General features: G+C 64.3%; 22 protein-coding genes, 1 tRNA gene and 1 riboswitch. Of the genes, 15 read left to right on the forward strand and 8 right to left on the reverse strand.

Features of this window, described 5'->3' with window-relative positions:
• Positions 1 to 78: 78 nt before the first annotated feature.
• The 4 genes from AB6804_RS19660 (at position 79) to AB6804_RS19675 (ending at position 2,987) form a co-directional block, all read left to right on the forward strand.
• Positions 79 to 1,269, forward strand: coding sequence for an acyl-CoA dehydrogenase (locus AB6804_RS19660; RefSeq protein WP_370887871.1), 1,191 nt, complete (start codon positions 79 to 81; stop codon positions 1,267 to 1,269).
• A gap of 231 nt (positions 1,270 to 1,500) precedes the next feature.
• Entirely contained in the window at positions 1,501 to 1,803 is a 303-nt protein-coding gene (locus AB6804_RS19665; RefSeq protein ID WP_370887872.1) for a YqjD family protein, read from the forward strand.
• A 226-nt stretch (positions 1,804 to 2,029) separates the two neighbouring features.
• Positions 2,030 to 2,410: a phage holin family protein gene (locus AB6804_RS19670; protein WP_035967860.1), complete on the forward strand. Its 381-nt coding sequence runs from the start codon at positions 2,030 to 2,032 to the stop codon at positions 2,408 to 2,410.
• A gap of 52 nt (positions 2,411 to 2,462) precedes the next feature.
• Complete coding sequence (locus tag AB6804_RS19675) at positions 2,463 to 2,987, forward strand: hypothetical protein (protein WP_370887873.1); 525 nt, start codon at positions 2,463 to 2,465, stop codon at positions 2,985 to 2,987.
• 4 nt (positions 2,988 to 2,991) lie between these two features.
• On the opposite strand, the gene AB6804_RS19680 is transcribed toward AB6804_RS19675, so the two are convergent.
• From AB6804_RS19680 to glyA, 7 genes are all read right to left on the reverse strand, one after another.
• The gene (locus AB6804_RS19680; RefSeq protein ID WP_370887874.1) at positions 2,992 to 3,453 is read right to left on the reverse strand and encodes a type IV pilin protein; all 462 of its coding nucleotides are present in this window, start codon (positions 3,451 to 3,453) and stop codon (positions 2,992 to 2,994) included.
• An 11-nt stretch (positions 3,454 to 3,464) separates the two neighbouring features.
• Complete coding sequence (locus AB6804_RS19685) at positions 3,465 to 3,965, reverse strand: hypothetical protein (RefSeq protein ID WP_370887875.1); 501 nt, start codon at positions 3,963 to 3,965, stop codon at positions 3,465 to 3,467.
• Positions 3,962 to 4,741 (reverse strand): PilW family protein, encoded by a 780-nt coding sequence (locus AB6804_RS19690; protein ID WP_370887876.1) that lies wholly within the window; start codon positions 4,739 to 4,741, stop codon positions 3,962 to 3,964. Before AB6804_RS19690 ends, AB6804_RS19685 begins: the two co-directional genes overlap by 4 nt.
• Positions 4,738 to 5,121 (reverse strand): prepilin-type cleavage/methylation domain-containing protein, encoded by a 384-nt coding sequence (locus AB6804_RS19695; protein ID WP_370887877.1) that lies wholly within the window; start codon positions 5,119 to 5,121, stop codon positions 4,738 to 4,740. Before AB6804_RS19695 ends, AB6804_RS19690 begins: the two co-directional genes overlap by 4 nt.
• Positions 5,118 to 5,672: a GspH/FimT family pseudopilin gene (locus AB6804_RS19700; protein ID WP_370887878.1), complete on the reverse strand. Its 555-nt coding sequence runs from the start codon at positions 5,670 to 5,672 to the stop codon at positions 5,118 to 5,120. Before AB6804_RS19700 ends, AB6804_RS19695 begins: the two co-directional genes overlap by 4 nt.
• 149 nt (positions 5,673 to 5,821) lie before the next feature.
• Positions 5,822 to 6,304 (reverse strand): transcriptional regulator NrdR, encoded by a 483-nt coding sequence (nrdR, locus tag AB6804_RS19705; protein WP_035967852.1) that lies wholly within the window; start codon positions 6,302 to 6,304, stop codon positions 5,822 to 5,824.
• 18 nt (positions 6,305 to 6,322) lie between these two features.
• A complete protein-coding gene (gene glyA / locus AB6804_RS19710) occupies positions 6,323 to 7,570 on the reverse strand; it encodes a serine hydroxymethyltransferase (RefSeq protein WP_370887879.1) in 1,248 nt (415 codons plus the stop codon).
• A 169-nt stretch (positions 7,571 to 7,739) separates the two neighbouring features.
• A riboswitch (ZMP/ZTP riboswitch) is annotated at positions 7,740 to 7,838 on the reverse strand.
• Between the two features lie 221 nt (positions 7,839 to 8,059).
• On the opposite strand from glyA, the gene AB6804_RS19715 reads away from it, so the two are divergent.
• From AB6804_RS19715 to AB6804_RS19765, 11 genes are all read left to right on the forward strand, one after another.
• A complete protein-coding gene (locus AB6804_RS19715; RefSeq protein ID WP_370887880.1) occupies positions 8,060 to 8,806 on the forward strand; it encodes an SDR family NAD(P)-dependent oxidoreductase in 747 nt (248 codons plus the stop codon).
• A gap of 141 nt (positions 8,807 to 8,947) precedes the next feature.
• On the forward strand, positions 8,948 to 9,421 hold the full coding sequence (ybgC, locus tag AB6804_RS19720) for a tol-pal system-associated acyl-CoA thioesterase (protein WP_244794111.1): 474 nt from the start codon (positions 8,948 to 8,950) through the stop codon (positions 9,419 to 9,421).
• Positions 9,422 to 9,545: 124 nt separating this feature from the next.
• Positions 9,546 to 10,223 (forward strand): protein TolQ, encoded by a 678-nt coding sequence (tolQ, locus tag AB6804_RS19725; protein WP_035969977.1) that lies wholly within the window; start codon positions 9,546 to 9,548, stop codon positions 10,221 to 10,223.
• A 12-nt stretch (positions 10,224 to 10,235) separates the two neighbouring features.
• The gene (gene tolR / locus AB6804_RS19730) at positions 10,236 to 10,679 is read left to right on the forward strand and encodes a protein TolR (protein ID WP_035969978.1); all 444 of its coding nucleotides are present in this window, start codon (positions 10,236 to 10,238) and stop codon (positions 10,677 to 10,679) included.
• On the forward strand, positions 10,676 to 11,797 hold the full coding sequence (gene tolA, locus AB6804_RS19735) for a cell envelope integrity protein TolA (protein WP_370887881.1): 1,122 nt from the start codon (positions 10,676 to 10,678) through the stop codon (positions 11,795 to 11,797). Before tolR ends, tolA begins: the two co-directional genes overlap by 4 nt.
• 107 nt (positions 11,798 to 11,904) lie before the next feature.
• Positions 11,905 to 13,197, forward strand: a complete 1,293-nt coding sequence (gene tolB, locus AB6804_RS19740; protein ID WP_370887882.1) for a Tol-Pal system beta propeller repeat protein TolB — start codon at positions 11,905 to 11,907, stop codon at positions 13,195 to 13,197.
• Between the two features lie 55 nt (positions 13,198 to 13,252).
• Complete coding sequence (gene pal / locus AB6804_RS19745; RefSeq protein WP_035969982.1) at positions 13,253 to 13,759, forward strand: peptidoglycan-associated lipoprotein Pal; 507 nt, start codon at positions 13,253 to 13,255, stop codon at positions 13,757 to 13,759.
• Positions 13,760 to 13,804: 45 nt separating this feature from the next.
• On the forward strand, positions 13,805 to 14,554 hold the full coding sequence (ybgF, locus tag AB6804_RS19750; protein WP_370887883.1) for a tol-pal system protein YbgF: 750 nt from the start codon (positions 13,805 to 13,807) through the stop codon (positions 14,552 to 14,554).
• Positions 14,555 to 14,686: 132 nt separating this feature from the next.
• A tRNA-Lys gene (locus tag AB6804_RS19755) sits at positions 14,687 to 14,762 on the forward strand.
• 171 nt (positions 14,763 to 14,933) lie between these two features.
• The gene (locus tag AB6804_RS19760; protein ID WP_370887884.1) at positions 14,934 to 16,010 is read left to right on the forward strand and encodes a helix-turn-helix transcriptional regulator; all 1,077 of its coding nucleotides are present in this window, start codon (positions 14,934 to 14,936) and stop codon (positions 16,008 to 16,010) included.
• Entirely contained in the window at positions 16,007 to 16,828 is an 822-nt protein-coding gene (locus AB6804_RS19765; RefSeq protein WP_370887885.1) for an NAD-dependent deacetylase, read from the forward strand. Before AB6804_RS19760 ends, AB6804_RS19765 begins: the two co-directional genes overlap by 4 nt.
• Here AB6804_RS19765 and AB6804_RS19770 read toward each other — a convergent pair.
• Positions 16,816 to 20,280, reverse strand: a complete 3,465-nt coding sequence (locus tag AB6804_RS19770; protein ID WP_370887886.1) for an AAA family ATPase — start codon at positions 20,278 to 20,280, stop codon at positions 16,816 to 16,818. The two genes, AB6804_RS19765 and AB6804_RS19770, sit on opposite strands and share 13 nt — an antisense overlap.
• Positions 20,281 to 20,282: the final 2 nt, after the last annotated feature.

The following is a 20,282-nucleotide window of genomic DNA, read 5'->3' on the forward strand; positions in this document are numbered from 1 at the left end:
TCGCAGAGCGGAACTCACGTCAAGCGCCGTTCCGACAACACTGCGCGACGCCTCACTACGACATACAGGAGAAAGCACATGGCCGACGCCGCCCGATTCAACTGGGAAGACCCGCTGCTGCTCGATCATCAACTGACCGAAGAAGAGCGCATGGTGCGCGACGCGGCGCGCGCCTACGCGCAGGACAAGCTGCAACCGCGCGTCTTGCAGGCGTTCCGCCACGAGAAGACCGACCCGGCGATCTTCCGCGAGATGGGCGAACTCGGCCTGCTCGGGCCGACGATTCCCGAGCAATACGGCGGGCCGGGCCTGAATTACGTCAGCTACGGACTGATCGCGCGTGAAGTGGAGCGCGTCGATTCGGGGTATCGCTCGATGATGTCGGTGCAGTCGTCGCTCGTCATGGTGCCAATCCACGCGTTCGGCAGCGATGCGCAGAAAGAAAAGTATCTGCCGAAGCTGGCGCGCGGCGAGTGGATCGGCTGCTTTGGCCTGACCGAGCCGAACGCGGGCTCCGACCCGGCGAGCATGACCACGCGCGCGAAGAAAGTGCAAAACGGTTATTCGCTGTCCGGCGCGAAGATGTGGATTTCGAATTCGCCGATCGCGGATGTCTTCGTCGTCTGGGCGAAGCTGGAAGAAGACGGCCGCGACGACATTCGCGGCTTCATTCTCGAGAAAGGCTGGAAGGGCCTGTCGGCGCCCGCGATCCACGGCAAGGTCGGGCTTCGTGCATCGATCACCGGCGAAATCGTCATGGACGACGTTTTCGTTCCCGAAGAAAACCTGCTGCCGGACGTGCGCGGACTGAAGGGGCCGTTCACGTGTCTCAATTCGGCGCGGTATGGCATCTCGTGGGGCGCGCTCGGCGCCGCCGAGGCATGCTGGCACACGGCGCGGCAGTACACGCTCGACCGCAAGCAATTTGGCCGTCCGCTTGCCGCAAACCAGCTGATCCAGAAGAAACTCGCCGATATGCAGACCGAAATCACGCTCGGACTGCAAGGCGTGCTGCGGCTCGGCCGCATGAAGGACGAAGGCACGGCGGCAGTCGAAATCACGTCCATCATGAAACGCAACTCGTGCGGCAAGGCGCTTGAAATCGCACGGCTAGCCCGCGACATGCTCGGCGGCAACGGCATCTCCGATGAATTCGGCGTCGCGCGGCATCTCGTCAATCTCGAAGTGGTGAATACGTACGAAGGCACGCACGATATCCACGCGCTTATCCTTGGGCGCGCGCAGACGGGCATTCAGGCGTTCTTTTGAACCAGTGACCCTTTTGTAACTTTCGATAGGCGACTGAAACTTTTACGGGTCAGATCGTCTCCATGTTGCGACAGTGTCGGACTTTCGACGAAGGCAGGCGCTGTTCACCGCCTCTGTCTGGATAAACGGGGCAGGAACGGAATCTGCATTCATCGGGGCTGTAACGAAGCCTCCTCGTCAGCGATGGCATCTTTGGTTACGATCTCGTAGCCACAACGATTGGAGCCTTTAATGTCAGAAATCAATAAGGAGCAATTCATGTCGGACATCAAAAGCGTTCTCGCTGACGCCGAAGACCTTCTCAAGCAAGCCGCTGCCGCAACGGGCGAGCGCGCTTCCGAGTTGCGCGAAACCGCGATGACGCGCCTCAAGCAAGCCAAAGAGAAGGCCGCCGATGCACAGGTCGTCGTGATCGAACGCGGCAAGAAAGCTGCGCGCGCCACCGACGATTACGTGCATGAGCATCCGTGGGCGTCCATCGGCATTGCGGCGGGCGTCGGCATGGTCATCGGTCTCCTTATCAATCGACGGTAAGCATTTGAGGCAGGCCGCGTTCGATGTGCACCGCCCTTTTGAACGAATGGCCCGCCGTTTGCTAAAGGGGTAACCGACGCGATCTGGCCTGGCCAGGACGGATCGCTTCATGCCGAACCGCGAACGCCCTGCCCGGGCACGCGGATCGGCACTCGCGCCGGCCGGCTGCCTCGTGCACCGGCCGGGACCATGAAGGCCGCATCCACCGCGCCCCCGCACCCAAACCATGACGACAGAACGGCTACCGCGCGATTCCTCCCAAGGACCCTTGCGCCGCATCGTGAGCTCCGTTTTCGCGATCTTCGAAACGCGGCTCGAACTGATCGGCATTGAACTGCAAGAGGAGAAAGAACGGCTGATCGGCGTGCTCTTTCTCGGCCTTGCGGCGATGCTGCTCGCCATGATGGCGCTGATTTCCCTCACGGTGCTCATCGCCATATTCTTTTGGGACACCTATCGCTGGCAGGCGCTCGGCGGTATCACGTTGCTGTATGCGGTCATCGCGATCATTTGCGGCCTGAGCGCGCGCGGCAAGCTGCGCAGTGCGCCGCACCTGTTCGACGACACGCTCGATCAGTTCCGCAAGGACCGCGATATTTTCGACTGAGCAGCACGGCGCACGAATCCCGTCCACGTTGAATCACACAGCCCGTTCGACCATGAGCCATAACGACGACACCTATAAGGCAGGGAAGCGCGAAGTGCAGCAACAGCTTCGCACACCGCAAATGCGCACGCTGCGCAAGGAACTGCTGCTTGCTCGCGCGGATGTCGAGCGCATGGAGCTGCGGCAAGCGACGAACGATCTTCGCGAATCCGTCGCGCACCTGCCTCTCATCGGGCTGATGGTGACGGGCAGGCGTTCGGGGCGGCGGTCGGCCAGGCGCGGCGCGGCGGGCGGCGGCATCGGCAGTTTGCTTGGCTCGCTCAACGCACTCATGAGCGGCCGTGGCCCGGCTGGCGGAAAGTTCGGGTTCCTGTTCAAACAGTATCCGATCGTCGGGTCGCTCGCTTCGCTCTTGCTGACCCGGCCCGTCCGCAAAACGGTGGTGCGTGGCGCGAAGCCTTTGCTCAAGTGGGGCGGGCTTGGGCTGGCCGCCTGGGAAGCATGGCGCATCTATCAGCAGATGAAGGCCACGAGCACGGAGACGTCGACGAACGCGGTCGATCCGACCGTTTCCTAAGCGCTCATCCCTTTCCCGTCCAGCATGCCGACGATTTCGCCGCATCGAGCGGGGCGGCCGTGTCTGCAAGCCGGTTCGACCGCAGCCCGGTTGCATCGATGATGAACACGCCGCATGCATCGTTCTGCATGACGCCGGATGCGACGGGCGCGGCTTCGATCGTGTAGCCGCCGTTCGCCGCAGACTCCGGCAACAGCGCGAGCTTATAGACGGGCGTTCCGCTCGACGGCGCCTGATCCATACCCGCACTCAACGCAATGGAGTCGGTTCCGGTCTGTGCGAGCCGCGCTGTTTCGATGAACTGCACCGCTCGCTGAAGCGCTGCCGCCGCATCGAGCCGATGCGTTTTCGCGACGTGCGTCCGGTACGCCGGAAGCGCAAATGTCGCGATGATCGCGGCCACGCCGAGCGCGATCATCAATTCGAGCAAGCTGAAGCCGTTTTTTATCCGATACCGGTTTTTCACTGCAAAGCCCCTCAAAATGGCTTGGCGACGACACGCCGCCAATGTTGCGTGATGGCGCCGTCCGCTGAATCGATCCGCAGCTGTAGCCACGCTTCGGACTGCGGCTGCGCCCCGAAACCTCGCGCGGTGACGAGATACGACATTGCCGCCAATTTCCCCGAGCGCGCCCACGCCTCGATCAGACATTGCGGCGCGCGCATCGCATAAGGCCAGGTGACGAATGGCGCAACCGCCACCGCCGACGCCCCTTCGAACGACGCCCTGAGCCGCCAGCGAGCCGGCTCCTGATCTACCGCTCCAGTGGCAGGCAACGCCGCCGAAAGCATCCGGCTGCAACGCAGCAGCGCGCTGTCCGCCGCGTGGAAAGCCTGCATGCGTTCGCGCGCCGCTACCGTCGTCCGTGCCGCCACGAGCGATGTCTGGAGCCATGCGCTCGCGGTGACGAGCATCATCGCGGCAAGCAGCAACACGATCGGCAATACCGCGCCGCGAGACTTCGACCGAAGGTTCATGTTGAACCTCGATCGCTTGCCGCCGCCGCATTGCGTATCTCGACGCGCCGCGAGAATGCTTGCCGCATGCGGCCGTCATCGGCAACGGCGGTTGCGCCGCTGCAATCGACATAGTTCGCCCGCGCTTTCGTCAGGGTCGCGAAGCCGCGCACGAGTACGCACAGATCGACGGCGTGGACGTCAGGCCAACGGTCGCGCGCGACCGCGGAGGCATCGACCGCGCTGGACGCGCCCGTCAGCCAATACTGAACTCGAAGGCGCTCGATGCCCTCGACCAGCGGTTGCGCCTGCTTACCGCTTCCCTCGCAATACAGCTCCGGCTCGCCGGCCGACGTACCCGACTTCGCGTAGAAGCGATTGGTCACGTAGTCATCGGCGACGGACTGGCCGAGGCAGTCGGTCGGCGCGCCCGTCGCTGCGGGCCACGTCGATACCGCATCCGCCGCGTATCGGACCTGCACGCCATCGGATCGGCTCGCGAGCGATTCGCACGATGCCGCCGTATCCCCGCCGATGACGCGGCCTTGCACGCAGCCGAACAGCGGCGCGTCGGCGCGTGCGGATGCGAAACCCGCCATCTGCACGTGCTGCGCGATCAGTTCGAGCGCGGCGACGGCGGCATCGTGCATGCGGGCGGCGTCGGCGGCACGCTCGAAAGCGCCACGCTGCGCGCGATACAAGGACAATGCCGCCGCCACGATCAACAGCCCGAGCGCGAGCGCAATCGCAAGTTCGAGCAGCGTGTGGCCGCGCGAGACGAAGAGACGCGCTTTCATCGTGCGAACGCCACCACGATGCACGAAGTGCGCGGCCTGGCCTGTGGCTCGGGGCAGGGATCAGCGCGATCGTCCGAACGCCAGCTCACGGTGGCGACGCGCACACCATCGGCGCGGTCTTGCACGGATATATCGGCATCGGGAAGCATCGCCGCCGCCCTCGCCTGCCACTGCGACACGAGCGAGGCGCGATCCGCATCGCTGCGAATGCCTTCCACGACCGAATCCGCGATGAGCGCCGCACGCTCGCGGATCAACGCAGACCGCTCGCCACGCGCAAGCACGCTTTGCAAGGCGACGAAGCCGAGCGCCGTCACCGCGGTAATCGACAGCGCGATCATGACTTCGAGGAGGGAATCGCCAGATTGAAGCGTCTTCATGCCGATGCTCCGCAACTGCCCGCCGTCATGCGTGGACGCCCGCCCGCGGCGAGCCGGATGCAGCGCCGGGCCGCCGCATTGGATGCGGAATCCGCGCCGCGCGGGGCCAGGTCGAAGCTGCGAAAGCCGCCGATTACTTGCCCGGCGGGCGGCGTGAAAGAGAGATCGGTCGCCGCGCCCGAGATCGAAATCGAAATCGACGATATCGCCGGTTCAGCGCGTAACAGCGCAGGCACGCCGTCGCGCTCGACGAACAAGGCCCAGCCGCACGACCAGTCCGTGATCCCGTTATCGCAACTCTTTCCCGACGCAAGACAATGCCGCGCGCCGTCGATGCGGCACAGCGTAATGCGCGCGCCCCGCCGCAGGGATTCAGCGCGGGCGAGTGTCAGCGTCGAGAACAGCGAACGCGCGCGGGCATCGACCTGATCGCGCGTTTGCCAGGCAAGAAACGAGGGCGTTGCGAACGTCGCGAGGATCGCCATAACGGCGAGCACCACGCACAGTTCGACGAGCGCGAAGCCCGCAATGGATGGTCGGTTCATCTGCATCCCTTATCGATCGAGTTGAACGAAGACCGAATCTATCGGGATGCAAGACGCGCCGCCATCAGCCGAATGGCCTAGTGTTCACGCGATCGCGTCCTGTGCAGACTACGCGAGGGACACGCAAAGGGCTTGGGGGAAGGATGAAACGAGGATCAGCGCTTGCGCGAGGCAGACTTTTTTGGCGCGGCGCGGCGGAATTCGTCGAGCACGTCTTCGAACTCGGAGACATCTTCGAAGCGCTTATAGACGGATGCGAAGCGCACGTACGCGATGGTATCGAGCTGGCGCAGCTCGTTCATCACGAGTTCGCCGAGCCGCTCGCTTTGCACTTCGCGCTCGCCGCTGCCGAGCAACTGATATTCGATGCGCGCGACGGCGGCATCGATGGCGTCCGCCGCAACGGGACGCTTGCGCAACGCGAGCTTCATGCTCGCGACGATCTTTCGGCGGTCGAATTCGGTGCGGCTGCCGTCTTTCTTGACGACGGACGGCAGCGCCAGTTCGACGCGCTCATAGGTGGTGAAACGCTTGTCGCATGCGGGACAGCGCCGCCGCCGCCGAATGGCCGCGCCGTCCTCCGACACGCGAGAATCCACGACTTGAGTGTCTTCGTGTCGGCAGAACGGGCAGCGCATTGGCGGGAGTCTCGCGGATTAACGGTAGACCGGGAAGCGCTTGGTCAGCTCGGACACTTGCCCGCGCACGCGCTCGATCGTTGCCTGGTCTTCCGGGTTGTCGAGCACGTCCGCAATCAGATTGCCGACGATCTCCGCTTCCTTCGTGCCGAAGCCGCGCGTGGTCATCGCGGGCGAGCCCAGACGCACGCCGCTCGTGACGAACGGCTTCTCCGGATCGTTCGGAATCGCGTTCTTGTTGACCGTGATGTGCGCGTTGCCGAGCGCCGCTTCCGCGGCCTTACCGGTGATCTTCTTCGCGCGAAGGTCGACGAGCATCACGTGGCTCTCCGTGCGGCCCGAAACGATGCGCAAACCACGCTTGACCAGCGTTTCGGCGAGCACGCGCGCGTTGTCGATCACGGCTTGCTGATACGTCTTGAACTCCGGCGCGAGCGCTTCCTTGAACGCGACCGCCTTCGCCGCAATCACGTGCATCAACGGGCCGCCCTGAATGCCGGGGAAAATCGCCGAGTTGATCTGCTTCTCGAACTCCGCCTTCATCAGGATGACGCCGCCACGCGGCCCGCGCAGGCTCTTGTGCGTGGTGGTCGTGACGAAGTCCGCATGCGGCACCGGGTTCGGATACAGTCCAGCGGCGATGAGACCCGCGTAATGCGCCATATCGACCATGAAGTACGCGCCGACGCTCTTCGCGATCTGCGACAGACGCTCGAAGTCGATGCGCAGCGCAAACGCCGACGCGCCCGCGACGATCAGCTTCGGCTTGTGCTCCTTGGCGAGCGCTTCGGTCTTTTCGTAATCGATGTCTTCGGCTTCGTTCAGGCCGTAGCTCACGACGTTGAACCACTTGCCCGACATGTTGACCGGCGAGCCGTGCGTGAGGTGGCCGCCTTCGGCGAGGCTCATGCCCATGATCGTGTCGCCCGGCTTGAGCATCGCGAAGAACACGCCCTGGTTGGCCTGCGAGCCGGAGTTCGGCTGCACGTTCGCGGCTTCGGCGCCGAAGAGTTGCTTGACGCGATCGATTGCAAGCTGCTCGACGATATCCACGTACTCACAACCGCCGTAATAGCGCTTGCCGGGATAACCTTCGGCGTACTTGTTCGTGAGTTGCGAACCCTGCGCGGCCATCACGGCGGGCGAAGTGTAGTTTTCCGACGCGATCAGTTCGATGTGATCTTCCTGACGGCGGTTTTCCTGCTCGATCGCCTTGAGCAATTCGGGATCGACCTTGGCAAGGGTACTTTCGGCTCTGTCGAACATACGTTTTCCGTGAAATCAGAACAGGTTGACTGGACCGCGCATGAAGGAGCGCCCTTCACGCGAACGCGGAAGACGCTGGACACCGGTTGTGCCATGACGCGACGGAAGGGGGAAGACTCCGGTTTCGCGGAACGGACAGCCTCCGGCAACGCAGCGACGGCGCGCGGATCTCAGCTGCCCAGGCGAACGGCAAAACGACGCTCCGCGCTTCCTAGTGGGTCGTTCCACCTTGAATCCGAAGATTCTATCGCCAGTCACGCGGGGTTTGAGCGTTGTAGTTTAATGGGCGGCCGGGCTTTAGGCAACCGGCCGCCGGGCCAATGGACATGCGGCTCCGAAGCCCTCGCGCCCGAGGCGAAAGCACGATCGTTCGCACCCGCGATTACTTGCCGCGCCGCATCAATGGAAGTACCCTTTGCGCCGTTGCCGGACGCGTGTCCCCACGCGGCCCGGTCTTGTCTATCGCTCCTATCGAACCGGAGTTCGACCATGATCGTCTTCGTCACCGGCGCGTCCGCCGGCTTCGGCGCTGCCATCGCGCGCACATTCGTCAAAGGCGGCCATCGCGTGATCGCGGCGGCGCGGCGCAAAGAGCGGCTCGTTGCGTTGTCTGAAGAACTCGGCGATGCAGTGCTGCCCATCGAACTCGACGTGCGCGACGGCGACGCCGTCAAAAACGCCGTGGCGTCGCTGCCGGAGGCGTTTGCACGCATCGACGTGCTCGTGAACAACGCGGGCCTCGCGCTCGGTCTCGAGCCGGCGCAGCGTGCGAAGCTCGATGACTGGCAGAACATGATCGATACGAACTGCGCCGGCCTCGTCGCGGTCACGCACGCGGTCCTGCCGGGCATGGTCGAACGCAATCGCGGGCACGTGTTCAACATCGGATCGGTCGCGGCGACGTATCCGTATCCGGGCGGCAATGTCTATGGCGCGACCAAAGCGTTCGTGCGGCAGTTCAGCCTCAACCTGCGCGCCGACCTCGCTGGCACGGCGCTGCGCGTGACCGATATCGAGCCGGGCCTGTGCGGCGGCACCGAGTTCTCGAACGTGCGGTTCAAGGGCGACGACGATAAAGCGGCGGCCGTGTACAAGGACGTGCAACCGCTCACGGCCGAAGATATCGCGGATTCCATCTACTGGATCGCCACGCGCCCCGCCCACGTGAACATCAACGCGATCGAACTGATGCCGGTCGCGCAAACGTTCGGACCGTTGCAAATTCACCGCGGCTGAAGCGCCACATTGCCTGAGGATTTGGCGGGCGCGCAGCGGGTTCCGGTAAAATGCCGCCGATGAATATTTGTCACAAAGCAAGCCATACCGGGCCGATCCGCCCGGGCGCGAGCAGGATGGCGCAAAGGTGAGCGATCCGCTGTGAGCAATCCGTTGATTTTCGAATGGCCAATTCGCGTGTATTACGAGGACACCGACGCCGGCGGCATCGTGTTTTACGCGAACTACCTGAAGTTCTTCGAGCGGGCGCGCACGGAATGGCTGCGCGCGTGCGGAATCGACCAGCAGCGTCTCGCCGAATCGGATGGTGTCGTGTTCGTCGTGAAGCGGACGTCCGTCGATTATTCGGCACCCGCGCGTCTCGACGATGTGATCCGCGTGGCGAGCCGTATCGAGCGGCTCGGACGCGCATCGGTGGACTTTCATCAGGAAGCGTGGCGCGATGGCGTGCTGCTTGCGACCGGGGATATCCGCGTGGCTTCGGTGAATCGTGCGTCGATGCGCCCTGCCGGCATTCCCGAACCGGTGCTCGAAGGACTGAAACGCGGTCCCCATGCGAACACCGCGATCGCCGGACAGCCGTTGCCGCCCGAATGCGGATCCAGCCGTGTTTAGCCAGGTTAAGACATTCGAAAACGAGCCGGCCGCAATGCGGCTTCCGTTTCACTCACCTCGGAATTACGAAAGCGTGATGCGCTTCTGACCGGACGCGTTTTCCGGGACGCAACAGCAGACCTCTATGAACAATACACAAGACTTGTCGATCATTTCACTCGTCGTACACGCGAGCGTCCTCGCTCAAGCCGTGATGGCGTTGTTGCTGCTCTTATCGCTGCTTTCGTGGACTTTCATTTTCCGCAAATGGTTCGCCATTCGCCGGGCGCGCGCGCAAACCGAGCGCTTCGAACGCGATTTCTGGTCCGGCGGCGACCTTCAGGCGCTCTATCAAAGCGCGGCGAACAATCGCCACACCATCGGCGCGCTCGAGCGTATCTTTGAATCGGGCATGCGTGAGTTTCTGAAAGGCAAGGAACGCCGCATCACCGATCCGGGCGCGATCCTCGACGGCTCCCGCCGCGCGATGCGCGCCGCCTTCCAGCGTGAAATGGACGTGCTCGAAGCCAATCTCGCGTTTCTCGCGTCGGTCGGCTCGGTCAGCCCGTATATCGGTCTCTTTGGCACGGTGTGGGGCATCATGAATTCGTTCCGCGGTCTCGCCAACGTGCAGCAGGCGACGCTCGCGAACGTCGCGCCGGGGATCGCCGAGGCGCTCGTCGCCACCGCGATCGGCCTGTTTGCCGCGATTCCGGCGGTCGTTGCGTACAACCGCTACGCGCATGACATCGATCGCCTCGCGATCCGCTTCGAGACCTTCATCGAAGAGTTCTCGAACATCTTGCAGCGCCAGGCGCACTAACAGGAGGCCGCAATGGCAGGCCCGATTCGTTCCAGCATGCGCGGCGGTTCACGCCGCGCGATGGCCGACATCAACGTCGTGCCATACATCGACGTGATGCTCGTGCTGCTCGTCATCTTCATGGTGACCGCGCCGCTCGTATCGCCGTCGATCATCAATCTGCCGACCGTCGGCAACGCGCAGCCGCAGGAGCAACAGCCGCCGCTCGTCATCAACATCAAGGCCGACGGCAGCATGAACATCCGCTACAAGGAAGAAGGCGGCGCAACGCAAGAGCAGAAGATGACGATGGCCGATCTGAACACCTTCGTGCTCAACCGGCAGGAGCTGCATCCGGATCAGCCGGTCGTGATCGCGGCTGACAAGACGGTGAGATACGAAGCCGTCATGAACGTCATGTCCGATATGAAGGCGCGCGGCGTCAAGCGCGTCGGATTGCTCGTCAAATCGCAATGATCGATCGTCGCACCAGTCCGCATCAGCAGACGCGTCCACGTTCCGCGCGGCCGGTTCGCCCGCCTCGCGAGCGCGGCACGGGCAAGGCGTTTGCGCTCGCGGCGGTCATGCATCTGCTGCTCGGCTGGCTGCTTTATCACGGCATCAACTGGCAGAACAACACGCCGGCGGGTGCAGAAGCAGAAATCTGGACCGATATACCGGACATGTCCGCGCCGACGCCGCGCCCGGTTCCCCCGCCGCCCGCGCCTGCGCCGGTGAAGGTGCAGCCCGCGCCGCCGCCCGCGAAGGACGAGGACGCGGACATCGCGTTGCAGGAAAAGAAGCGCAAGCAACAGGAAGCCGCCGCGCGTGACGCGCAGCTCGCCGAGCAACGCCGTCAGCAAGAGGCGCGCGACGAAGCCGAGGCCAGGCGTCAGCAGCAACTCGCCGCTCAGGCCGCCGCTGCCGCTGCCGCGCAGAAGGCGATGCAGGACAAGCAGAAGCAGATCGAGAAGCAGCGTCAGGCCGATCTTCAAAAGCAACAGCAACAGCAACAGCAAAAGGCGAAGCAGGACAAAGAACGCCAGGACGAGGCCGAAGCGCAAAAGGCCGAGCAGTTGAAGGAACAGAAGGAAGCCAAAGAGGCGAAGGCAAAGGCCGACGCGCAAGCCAAGGCGAAGGCGGATGCCGAAGCCAAGGCAAAGGCCGCCGCGAAGGCAAAGGCCGATGCCGAAGCGAAAGCGAAGGTCGACCAGGAGCGCAAGGCTCGCCTCGCGCAGTTGCAAGGGCAACTCGGCGGCGGCACGGGCACGAGCGGCGAAGGGCTCGCGAAGAGCGGCACCGGTCGCGGCGCGGGCGGCAACGCCACGTCGCCGGGCTATGCGGAGAAGGTGCAGCGGCGTGTGCGGCCGAACATCCGTTGGGGTGGCGAAACCGCTGGCCTCGAAACCGTGGTGGCAGTGCGCTGCTCACCGTCCGGCACCTTGCTTTCGGCTTCGATTACTCGCTCGAGCGGCAACGAGCAGTGGGATAACGCGGCACTACGCGCGGTGCAGAGTTCGGACCCGATGCCGGTCGACATCGACGGCAAGGCGCCCGATCGTTTCACGATCACGCTGCGGCCGGCTGGAGGCTGATAGACGGCCGCGAGCCGCGTCGCCACGTGGGAACGAATCGTGCAACCGGGGGTCTGTTCTGCATTCCCCAGACACTTGAAAACGCTTTTTTTCGGAACCTATACAGCATGAGTTTGATGACGAAGCTTGGCCTCAGAACGCTGGTCGCATCCTGCCTGATCGCAGCCGGCACTGCCGCACACGCCCAGTTGAACGTGCTCGTCACCGGCGTCGGTTCGACTCAGTTCCCGATCGCGACGGCTAATTTCGCCAACGAGGCGAACTCGCCGCAGCAAGTCAGCGCGATCATCCGTCAGGACCTGCAAAGAAGCGGCAAGTTCACGAACATCGACGCGGGCGGCACGCCGGTTTCGGAGAGCGACTCCGTCGATCTCGGCGCATGGAAGGCCAAGGGCGCGGACGCGTTCGTATCCGGCAGCGTCACGCGTCTGTCGAACGGACAGTACGAAGTGCGCTTCCGTCTGTATGACACGGTCAAGCAGCAGAACCTTGGCGGCCTGTCGCTCGTCAGCGCGGAAAGCGGCCTGCGCATGAGCGCGCACAAGATCGCGGATTACATTTACGCCAAGCTGCTCGGCGGCCGCGGCGTATTCGCGACGCGTCTGTCGTACGTCATTCAGACGGGCGGACGTTATCAGTTGCAGATTTCGGACTCGGATGGCCAGGACGCGAAGATCGCCCTCTCCAGCCCGGAACCGATCATCTCGCCGGCGTGGTCGCCTGACGGCACGAAGGTCGCCTACGTATCGTTCGAGCGCAAGAAGCCGGTCGTCTACATCCACGATCTGCCGACGGGGCGCCGCGTGGTCGTATCGAATCAGAAGGGCAACAACAGTGCGCCGGCGTGGTCGCCGGATGGCCGCAAGCTCGCGGTCGCGCTGTCGCGCACGGGCAATACGCAGATTTTCGAAGTCAACGCGGACGGTTCCGGCCTGCGCCGTCTCACACAGGGCAGTTCCATCGATACCGAGCCGGCCTACTCGCCCGATGGCAGTTCCATCTATTTCACGAGCGACCGCGGCGGCCAACCGCAGGTCTACAAGATGCCGGCGGCGGGGGAAAACGCCGGCCAGGCCCAGCGGGTCACGTTTGCGGGGAGCTACAACACGAGCCCGCGCGTGAGTCCGGACGGCAAGCAACTCGCGTACATTTCGCGCACTGGCGGCGGCTTCAAGCTGTATTTGCAGGACCTCGCGTCCGGCACGGCGACGGGCCTCACCGACACGACGCATGACGAATCGCCGAGCTTCGCGGCGAATGGTCAGTACATCCTCTACGCCACCCAAGTGAACGGACGTGGCGTGTTGGCAGCCGTGTCGACCGATGGTCGCACGCGGCAAGTCTTGTCCGTACAGGGCGGTGCGGTGCGCGAGCCGTCCTGGGGTCCGTTCATGCAATAAGTCCTGCAACAACGTTTCACTTACAACGTTCAGCTACAACACAAGGAGAGGTACCATGATGTCGAAACTTCGTATCGGCCTGGCAGTTGCGATGGTCGGCGCATTGGCGGCGTGTCATTCGGGTGTAAAGCTCGATGAAGGCGCGAACAAGGGTGCGGGCACGGCGCAGCCGAACCCGCGTGACGTCCAGACGGTCAATGTCGACCCGCTGAACGATCCGAACAGCCCGCTCGCGAAGCGCAGCATCTATTTCGACTTCGACAGCTATGCCGTGAAGGACGACTATCAGCCGCTGCTGCAGCAACACTCGTCGTACTTGAAGGGCCATCCGGAGCGTCACGTCCTGATTCAGGGCAACACCGACGAACGCGGCACGAGCGAGTACAACCTCGCGCTGGGCCAGAAGCGTGCGGAAGCCGTGCGTCGCGCCATGTCGCTGATGGGCGTCGCGGATTCGCAAATGGAAGCCGTGAGCCTTGGCAAGGAAAAGCCGATGGCGACGGGCCACGACGAGTCGTCGTACGCACAGAACCGCCGTGCGGACCTCGTCTACCAGCAGTAACAGCAACACTCTCAGTCACGTAACCAGTCACGGGTGAGTCGCCCTATGTTGTATCGCTTTCCTTTGCTGCGGATGACCGCAGCCGCGTGCGTCGTCGGTGCTGTGATGGCGGGCGTGCCCGCGCACGCCGGTGTCTTCGACGACAACGAAGCGCGCAAGGCCGTGCTCGATCTGCGCACGAAGACCGATGGCCTCGGCAATCAGTTGTCGGCGGCGCAGCGCACGATCCTCGATCAGTCGAACCGTATCGATCAGTTGAATCAGCAGGTCGCCACGCTTCGCGGTCAGAACGAGGATCTGGCGAATCAGGTCGCGACGCTGCAGAAGCAGCAGAAGGACTATTACGCCGATCTCGACGCGCGCATGAAGAAGTTCGAGCCGCAGCAGCAGACGGTCGACGGCGTGACCGGTTCGGTCGAACCCGGCGAGACGGAAGCGTTCAACGCGGCGTCGACTCAGTTCCGTAATGGTGACTACAAGAGCGCCGCGGCGTCGTTCAAGACGTTCGTGGCGAAGTATCCGCAGAGCCCGTATCAGCCGACCGCGCAGTATTGGCTCGGCAATGCGCTGTATGCGCAGCGCGACTACAAGGGATCGACCGCAATCTGGCAGAACCTGGTGAAGACGTATCCGACGCATCCGCGAGCGCCCGAAGCGCTGCTTGCGATCGCGAATAACCAGATCGAGCAGGGCCAGAAAGCGGCTGCGAAGCAGACGCTTCAACAGATCATCTCGCAGTATTCGGGCACCGAGGTCGCGCAGTCTGCGCAAACGAAGATGTCGCAAGTGAAGTAAGCGAAGCTTCGGCTTTCGCGCCTCTCGATGAGGACGCCCGCAGGCTTGCATGCCTCGGGCGATTCTCTTGTCGGGAATCGGCGAGATCGGTTGACAGCATCGGAAATCGCCGATTATAATTTCGCCTCTTTCGGGTCGTTAGCTCAGCTGGTAGAGCAGCGGACTTTTAATCCGTTGGTCACAGGTTCGAATCCCGTACGGCCTACCAAAGAATCAAAAAGGGCTACGCTGTCGCGTAGCCCTTTTTCTTTTTTCGCGCCGTTCTACTTTTCCCTGCCGCGCGAAACATAGTCCTCCGGACCAATCCCCTCCGGCATCGGGACACAAACTGTCCCTGTCCTTCCTATAATCGAGCCATGTCTTTTCCGCTCGATTCCCCATGACCTCCAGCCTCGACGAAGCCATTCTCCGCGTGCTGCCGACCGAGCGCGACGCCGTCGCCTGGCTGCCGACGCCCGAAGTGCGCCGGCGGCTCGAGGAGCGCGGGCATCGCGTCGGCTACACGAAGAAAGTGCAGCGCCATCTCACTGCGCTGGAAGCCGAATCGCGCGTCATTTCGACGATCAGCGGCCGCGAACTGCTCTGGCAGCGCAAGCCTTGGCTGCATGGCCTGCAGGAAGGCGTCGGGTTGATGAGCGCGTCGGAAGCCGTCGCGTTCCACATCCTTCAGCGCTTCGCCGGCAACAAGCTGCCGAACGCAGTGACCAAGGACATCGACCCGCTCTTTCAGGCGGCCGAAGCGCGGCTGTCGCAGGAGAAGGCGGATAGCCGCATCTATCGCGCGTGGGCGGACAAGATCGATTCCGTCGATGGCGCCTTCACGCTGATTCGCCCGAAGCTGCGTCCGGACATCTTCAACACCGTCGCCACCGCGACGTTCTTCGAGCGCGAACTGCTCGTGCAGTATCGTCCTGCCTACAAGGGCGAAGGAAGCGCCGATCAGAAGACGAGGCGTCTCTGGCCGCTTGCGCTCGTCGAATCGGCGGGCGTCATGTACATGGTCGCGCAGGACCCGGGCCGCGCCCCGCGCATCGAACAAGGCGAAAAGGAAGCGGCGCGCGCGCTGTATCGGCTGGACCGCATTCGTTCGGTGACGGAGTCCGGCGAGCCGTTCACGTATCCCGAAGACTTCAAGCTGCGCAAGTACATCGAAACGCAGCAGGCGTTCGACTTCCTGCCCGAGCCGCCCGTGCGCCTCGAACTGGCATTCGAAGGAAGCGCGGGCAATCAGTTGCGCGAATCGCCAATGTCCAAGGATCAGCAAATCGACACGCTCCCCGATGGCCGCATGAAAGTGACCGGCACCGTAACGCCCAGTCTCAAGCTGCGATGGTGGCTGCGCGCGCTCGGCGCGGGCGTCGAAATCCTCGCGCCCCGCTCGCTGCGCGACGAGTTCGCCGACGATTATTCGAAGCTCGCGAAGCGCTATTCCGCGCACGAGGACGCCCGCGCATGAGGGACGAGACGCCGACGAGCATCCTTCAAGCCGCAGCGTGGCTGCGCGATGCCGATGGCCTGCTCATCACCGCCGGCGCGGGCATGGGCGTCGATTCGGGCCTGCCGGATTTTCGCGGGCCCGAAGGCTTCTGGCGCGCTTACCCGGCGTTGCGGAATCACGGGTTCGCGTTCGAGGAGATGGCCAATCCGGCGGGTTTCACGCGGCATCCGCGGCTCGCGTGGGGCTTCTACGGGCATCGCCTGGCGCTGTATCGTGCGACGCAGCCGCACGATGGCTTTCGGCTGCTTCATCGTTGGGCCGCGCGGATGCCCCATGGCGCATTCGTCTTCACGAGCAATGTCGATGGCCAGTTCCAGCGCGCGGGCTTCGCGCCCGAGCGCGTCGCGGAATGCCACGGCTCGATTCACGCGATGCAATGCATCGAGCCCTGCACCGGCGAAATCCGGCCGGCCGACGGCTTCGATCCGGTCGTCGACGAAACGCGCTGCGAACTCGTCAACGCGCTGCCGATGTGTCCGCGTTGCGGGCGCATCGCGCGTCCGAATATCCTCATGTTCGGCGACTGGAACTGGCTCGACACGCACGCCGCGCGTCAGGAGCGCAGGCTCGCCGCCTGGCTTCAGGGCGTCGAGCGGCTGGTGGTCGTGGAGATGGGCGCGGGCCGCGCGCTGCCGACCGTCAGACGGTTCAGCGAGCGCCACGGCCCGCGCGTGATCCGCATCAATCCGCGCGAGCACGGCATTGCGCCGGGCGTGGGCGTCGGCATTGCGGGCGGCGCGAAGGAAACGCTCCTGCGCCTCGATCAGCTCATATAGCGCACGTTGACCTGCGGCCCGAACACGTCGCGCACCATGCCGACGAGATGGTCGTGGTGGCTCAGAAAAATCACCTGCGTGCGCTTCGCGAGATGCGCGAGCACGCGCAGGCCGGCGCGGGCGCGGGCATCGTCGAAATTGATAAAGAGATCGTCCGCGACGAACGGCAGCGCCGATGCCTTCTCGCCGTGCTCTTCCAGCGCCGCGAGGCGCAGCGCGAGATACAACTGGTCGCGCGTACCCTCGCTCATGCCGCCAATCTCCACATGCTCGCCGCTCGCCGCGCGCACGGCGGCCAGCGCCATCGGCTGGCGATCGTAATCGACGACGAGCCGCGAGAACGTGCCCAGCGTCAGTTCGCAGAAAATGGCGCTCGCACGCGAAAGCATCGGGCCCTGCCGCCGTTCGCGATATCGGTCGATGGCCCATTTCAGCAACGTCGATGCCGTTTCGACCTTGACGAAGCGTTCGGCTGCATCGGCCATCGCGGACAAGGCTTCCTGACGCTTCGCCTCCGCGCGTGCGGCGTTGGCCTCGCCGGAAATGGCGGCCAGTTCGCGGCTCGCGGCGGCAAGTTCGGCGGCGAGTTCCGTCGATGCGTGCACCGACTCGTTCAGCGCCCCGCCGATCAAAGAAAGCTCCGCCTCCACGCTGGCGATGTCCGCGCCCTCCACGTCCGCGATAAGTGCATCGAGCTTCAGCCCGTCGCCGCCTTTGATGAACGCATCGCGCGCGTCGTTGACAGCTGCGATCAGTTCGCGCTTGCGGGTCGACTTCGCGATGCGCGCCGCGAGTTGATCCGGCGTGTCGACGCCCGCGAGTTCGTAGAGCGGTCGAAGGCTCGCGCGCGCGTCCTCGACAGCGGCCTTGGCCGCGCTCATGTGCCCGTTCGCCGCCGCGAGCGCCTTCGTGAGGCGTTCGGCTTCGGCGCGCGCCGCACACGCGCTTTCGAGGCGCGTCGACAATTCGAGCGAAACACCGTTCGCTTCCAGCGTGGCGAGTTCGCTATCGACCAGCGTCGCCAGCCGCGCCGCATGCGAGGCCAACGCCGCGAGCGAAGCACGCATCACGTCGATCTGGCCGCTGCGGATCGCATCCACCTGCACGAGCTGCTCGCCGATTCTCTTCACGATGCCGATGGCCGTCTCCGCCGCCGACTGCGAATCCGCCGCAACCGCGACGCCCGCCTTTCCGACTGCCGCCGCCCACTCGCCTTGCCAGCGCGCGAACGCTTCGTTCGCGGCCTTCGCCGTGGCTTGCCGCGCGACGCTTTCGGCACGCGCCGTGTCCAGTTGCGCGCTGACATGACGACGCGTGAGCACCGCCGCATCAATTTCGCCGATGTGCGTTTCCGCGATGTCGCATAACGTGTCGAGACGCGCGGACGTATCGATGGCGACGCCCGCATCGGCCAGATGGCGCGCAAGGTCGTCGCGATGCGCGGCGGCATCGGCGGATTCGCGGGCAAGCTCGGCGCTGTGCTTGTCCAGCGTTTGCGATGCCGCGAGCGCCTGTTCGCGGCGCGCGAGCCACGATGGAACGTCGTCGAGCGCCATGTCCGCAATCTGCGATTGCGCGGCGAGCGCGCGCCACGATGCGTCGAAGTTTTCCAGCGCAGCCGTTGCGTCGCATTCCGCTTGCCGGCGGCGCTCGACGGTCTGCTCGTCCGCCGCCACGCGGCGCTTCAACGCGGCGAGCTGCGTCGACTGCCCGACGGAGCCGAGCTGACGGTCGGCGAACTCGTCCGCCGCGCGCATCGTGGTTTCGAAAGGCATCGCGCCGATCGAGAGCGTCACTTCGCCCGAACGAATTGCTTGCCATGCCGCGTCGCGCGCATTACGCGCATCGCGCACTTCGTCGCCGGTCACGACCCGATGCGTCTCCACGAAGTCGCCGAGTTCGGTTCGCGTGGCGTCGAGCGCGTCTTGCGCTTCCTTCAGGCGATCGACGGCCAACGCGACGCGCGACGCCAGCGCCTGCCGCTCGTCGCGCATCGACGCGATGCGTTCGACTGCCGGCAAGGTCATCGCCCGCAATTCGGCGAGTGGGCGCGTCCACTTGCCGAGCGATGCCAGCCCCGCTTGCAGCGCGTATTCGGCCTCGCGGCGGGCATCGTCGAGACGGCGCTGCGTCGCGTCGGTATCGCGAACCTTCTGCGCCGCACGCACGGCGGCACGCAAGCCGGGCGCGACGTCGGCGCTCGCGATGGCGGCGAGGCGCGCTTCGAGCGCAGCGATTTCCGCGATGCCCTCCTCCACCGCCTGCTGCGCATGACGCGCGGCGAGCTCGAGTTCACCGCGTTCGAGCATGAGACTGGACACGGTCTGCAAGGCGAGCGGCCCCGGCAGCGATCGGCGCGCGCCGGCCTCGTCCTGCGGCCAGCCGAGTTGCGCGCAGTCCTGCGCGATCTGCCGCAGACGCGCAGCGACGTCCTGCTCGAGCCGCGTGATTTCGTCGGCGTGATTCGCGCACTGGTGCCGCGTCGCTTCGAGCGCGCGAATGTCCGCTTCGACTGCGAGCAGCGTCTGGTCGATCCGAATCTCGCCCAGTTCCTTGTTCAGTTGCTCGACGTCGTTCGCGTGCAGATCGAGCGCGGTTTGCGCCGAGGCAAGCCGTGTCAGCGCGTTCTGCAGCGTGGCTTCGGCGTTGGCGGGGAGATCGGCCGCATCGTCGAGTTCGTTCAGTTCCGCCGATTTCTCGCGCCAAACGTTCAAATATGGCGCGACGCGCCGGATGCGTTCGAACCGCGCCCGCTTCGCTTCCAGTTCCGCGCGACGCGCTTCCTGCTCGCGGCTGCGCTCCTGCACGTCCTCGACCGCGCCGTGCGCGCGACGCCACTGCGCAGTCCGCACGCTCGCAGTCTTGAGTTCGGCGGTGGCCTCTTCGTATTGCTTCAAGCCGATGTAGTACGTGCGCCCGCTCGCCCGATGCTTCGTCCAGATTTCCTTCGCTTCGTCGGCAAGACGCTGGCGCACCTCGCCGAGGCTCGCAATGCCCGCAGCCGATTGAAACAGCACCTGCCCGACATCGCTCGATGCATCGAGAATGCTCTTGCTTCCCTGAATCAACGTCTCGTGATCGAGGCAATACATCTGCTCGAAGAAGCTCTTGTCAGCGGTGCCGAGGAACGGTGCGAGCGCGTCGGCGGTGAGCGCGTCGCCATTGGGCGTGACGAGCGGCGACTTGCGGCTCTTCGTGCGATGGAACGCGATGCCCGCGCCGTCCTTCTGCAGCTTGCCGCCAACCCGCAGATCGCTTTGCGGATGCCGGAACGCGAGCGGCGAACTATGCGGCATGCCGAATAACAGTTCGGAAATGGCGGTCTTGAGCGTCGATTTACCGGCTTCGTTCGGGCCGACGACGAAGTGAAAATCCTGTTCCGCCGATGGAAACTCGACGGCATGATCGGTGAATTTGCCGTAGCGGATGAGATCGAGCTGACTGATCCGCATGC

It is taken from the genome of Caballeronia sp. RCC_10, from assembly GCF_041360715.1.
In the GTDB taxonomy this organism is placed as follows: domain Bacteria; phylum Pseudomonadota; class Gammaproteobacteria; order Burkholderiales; family Burkholderiaceae; genus Caballeronia; species Caballeronia grimmiae.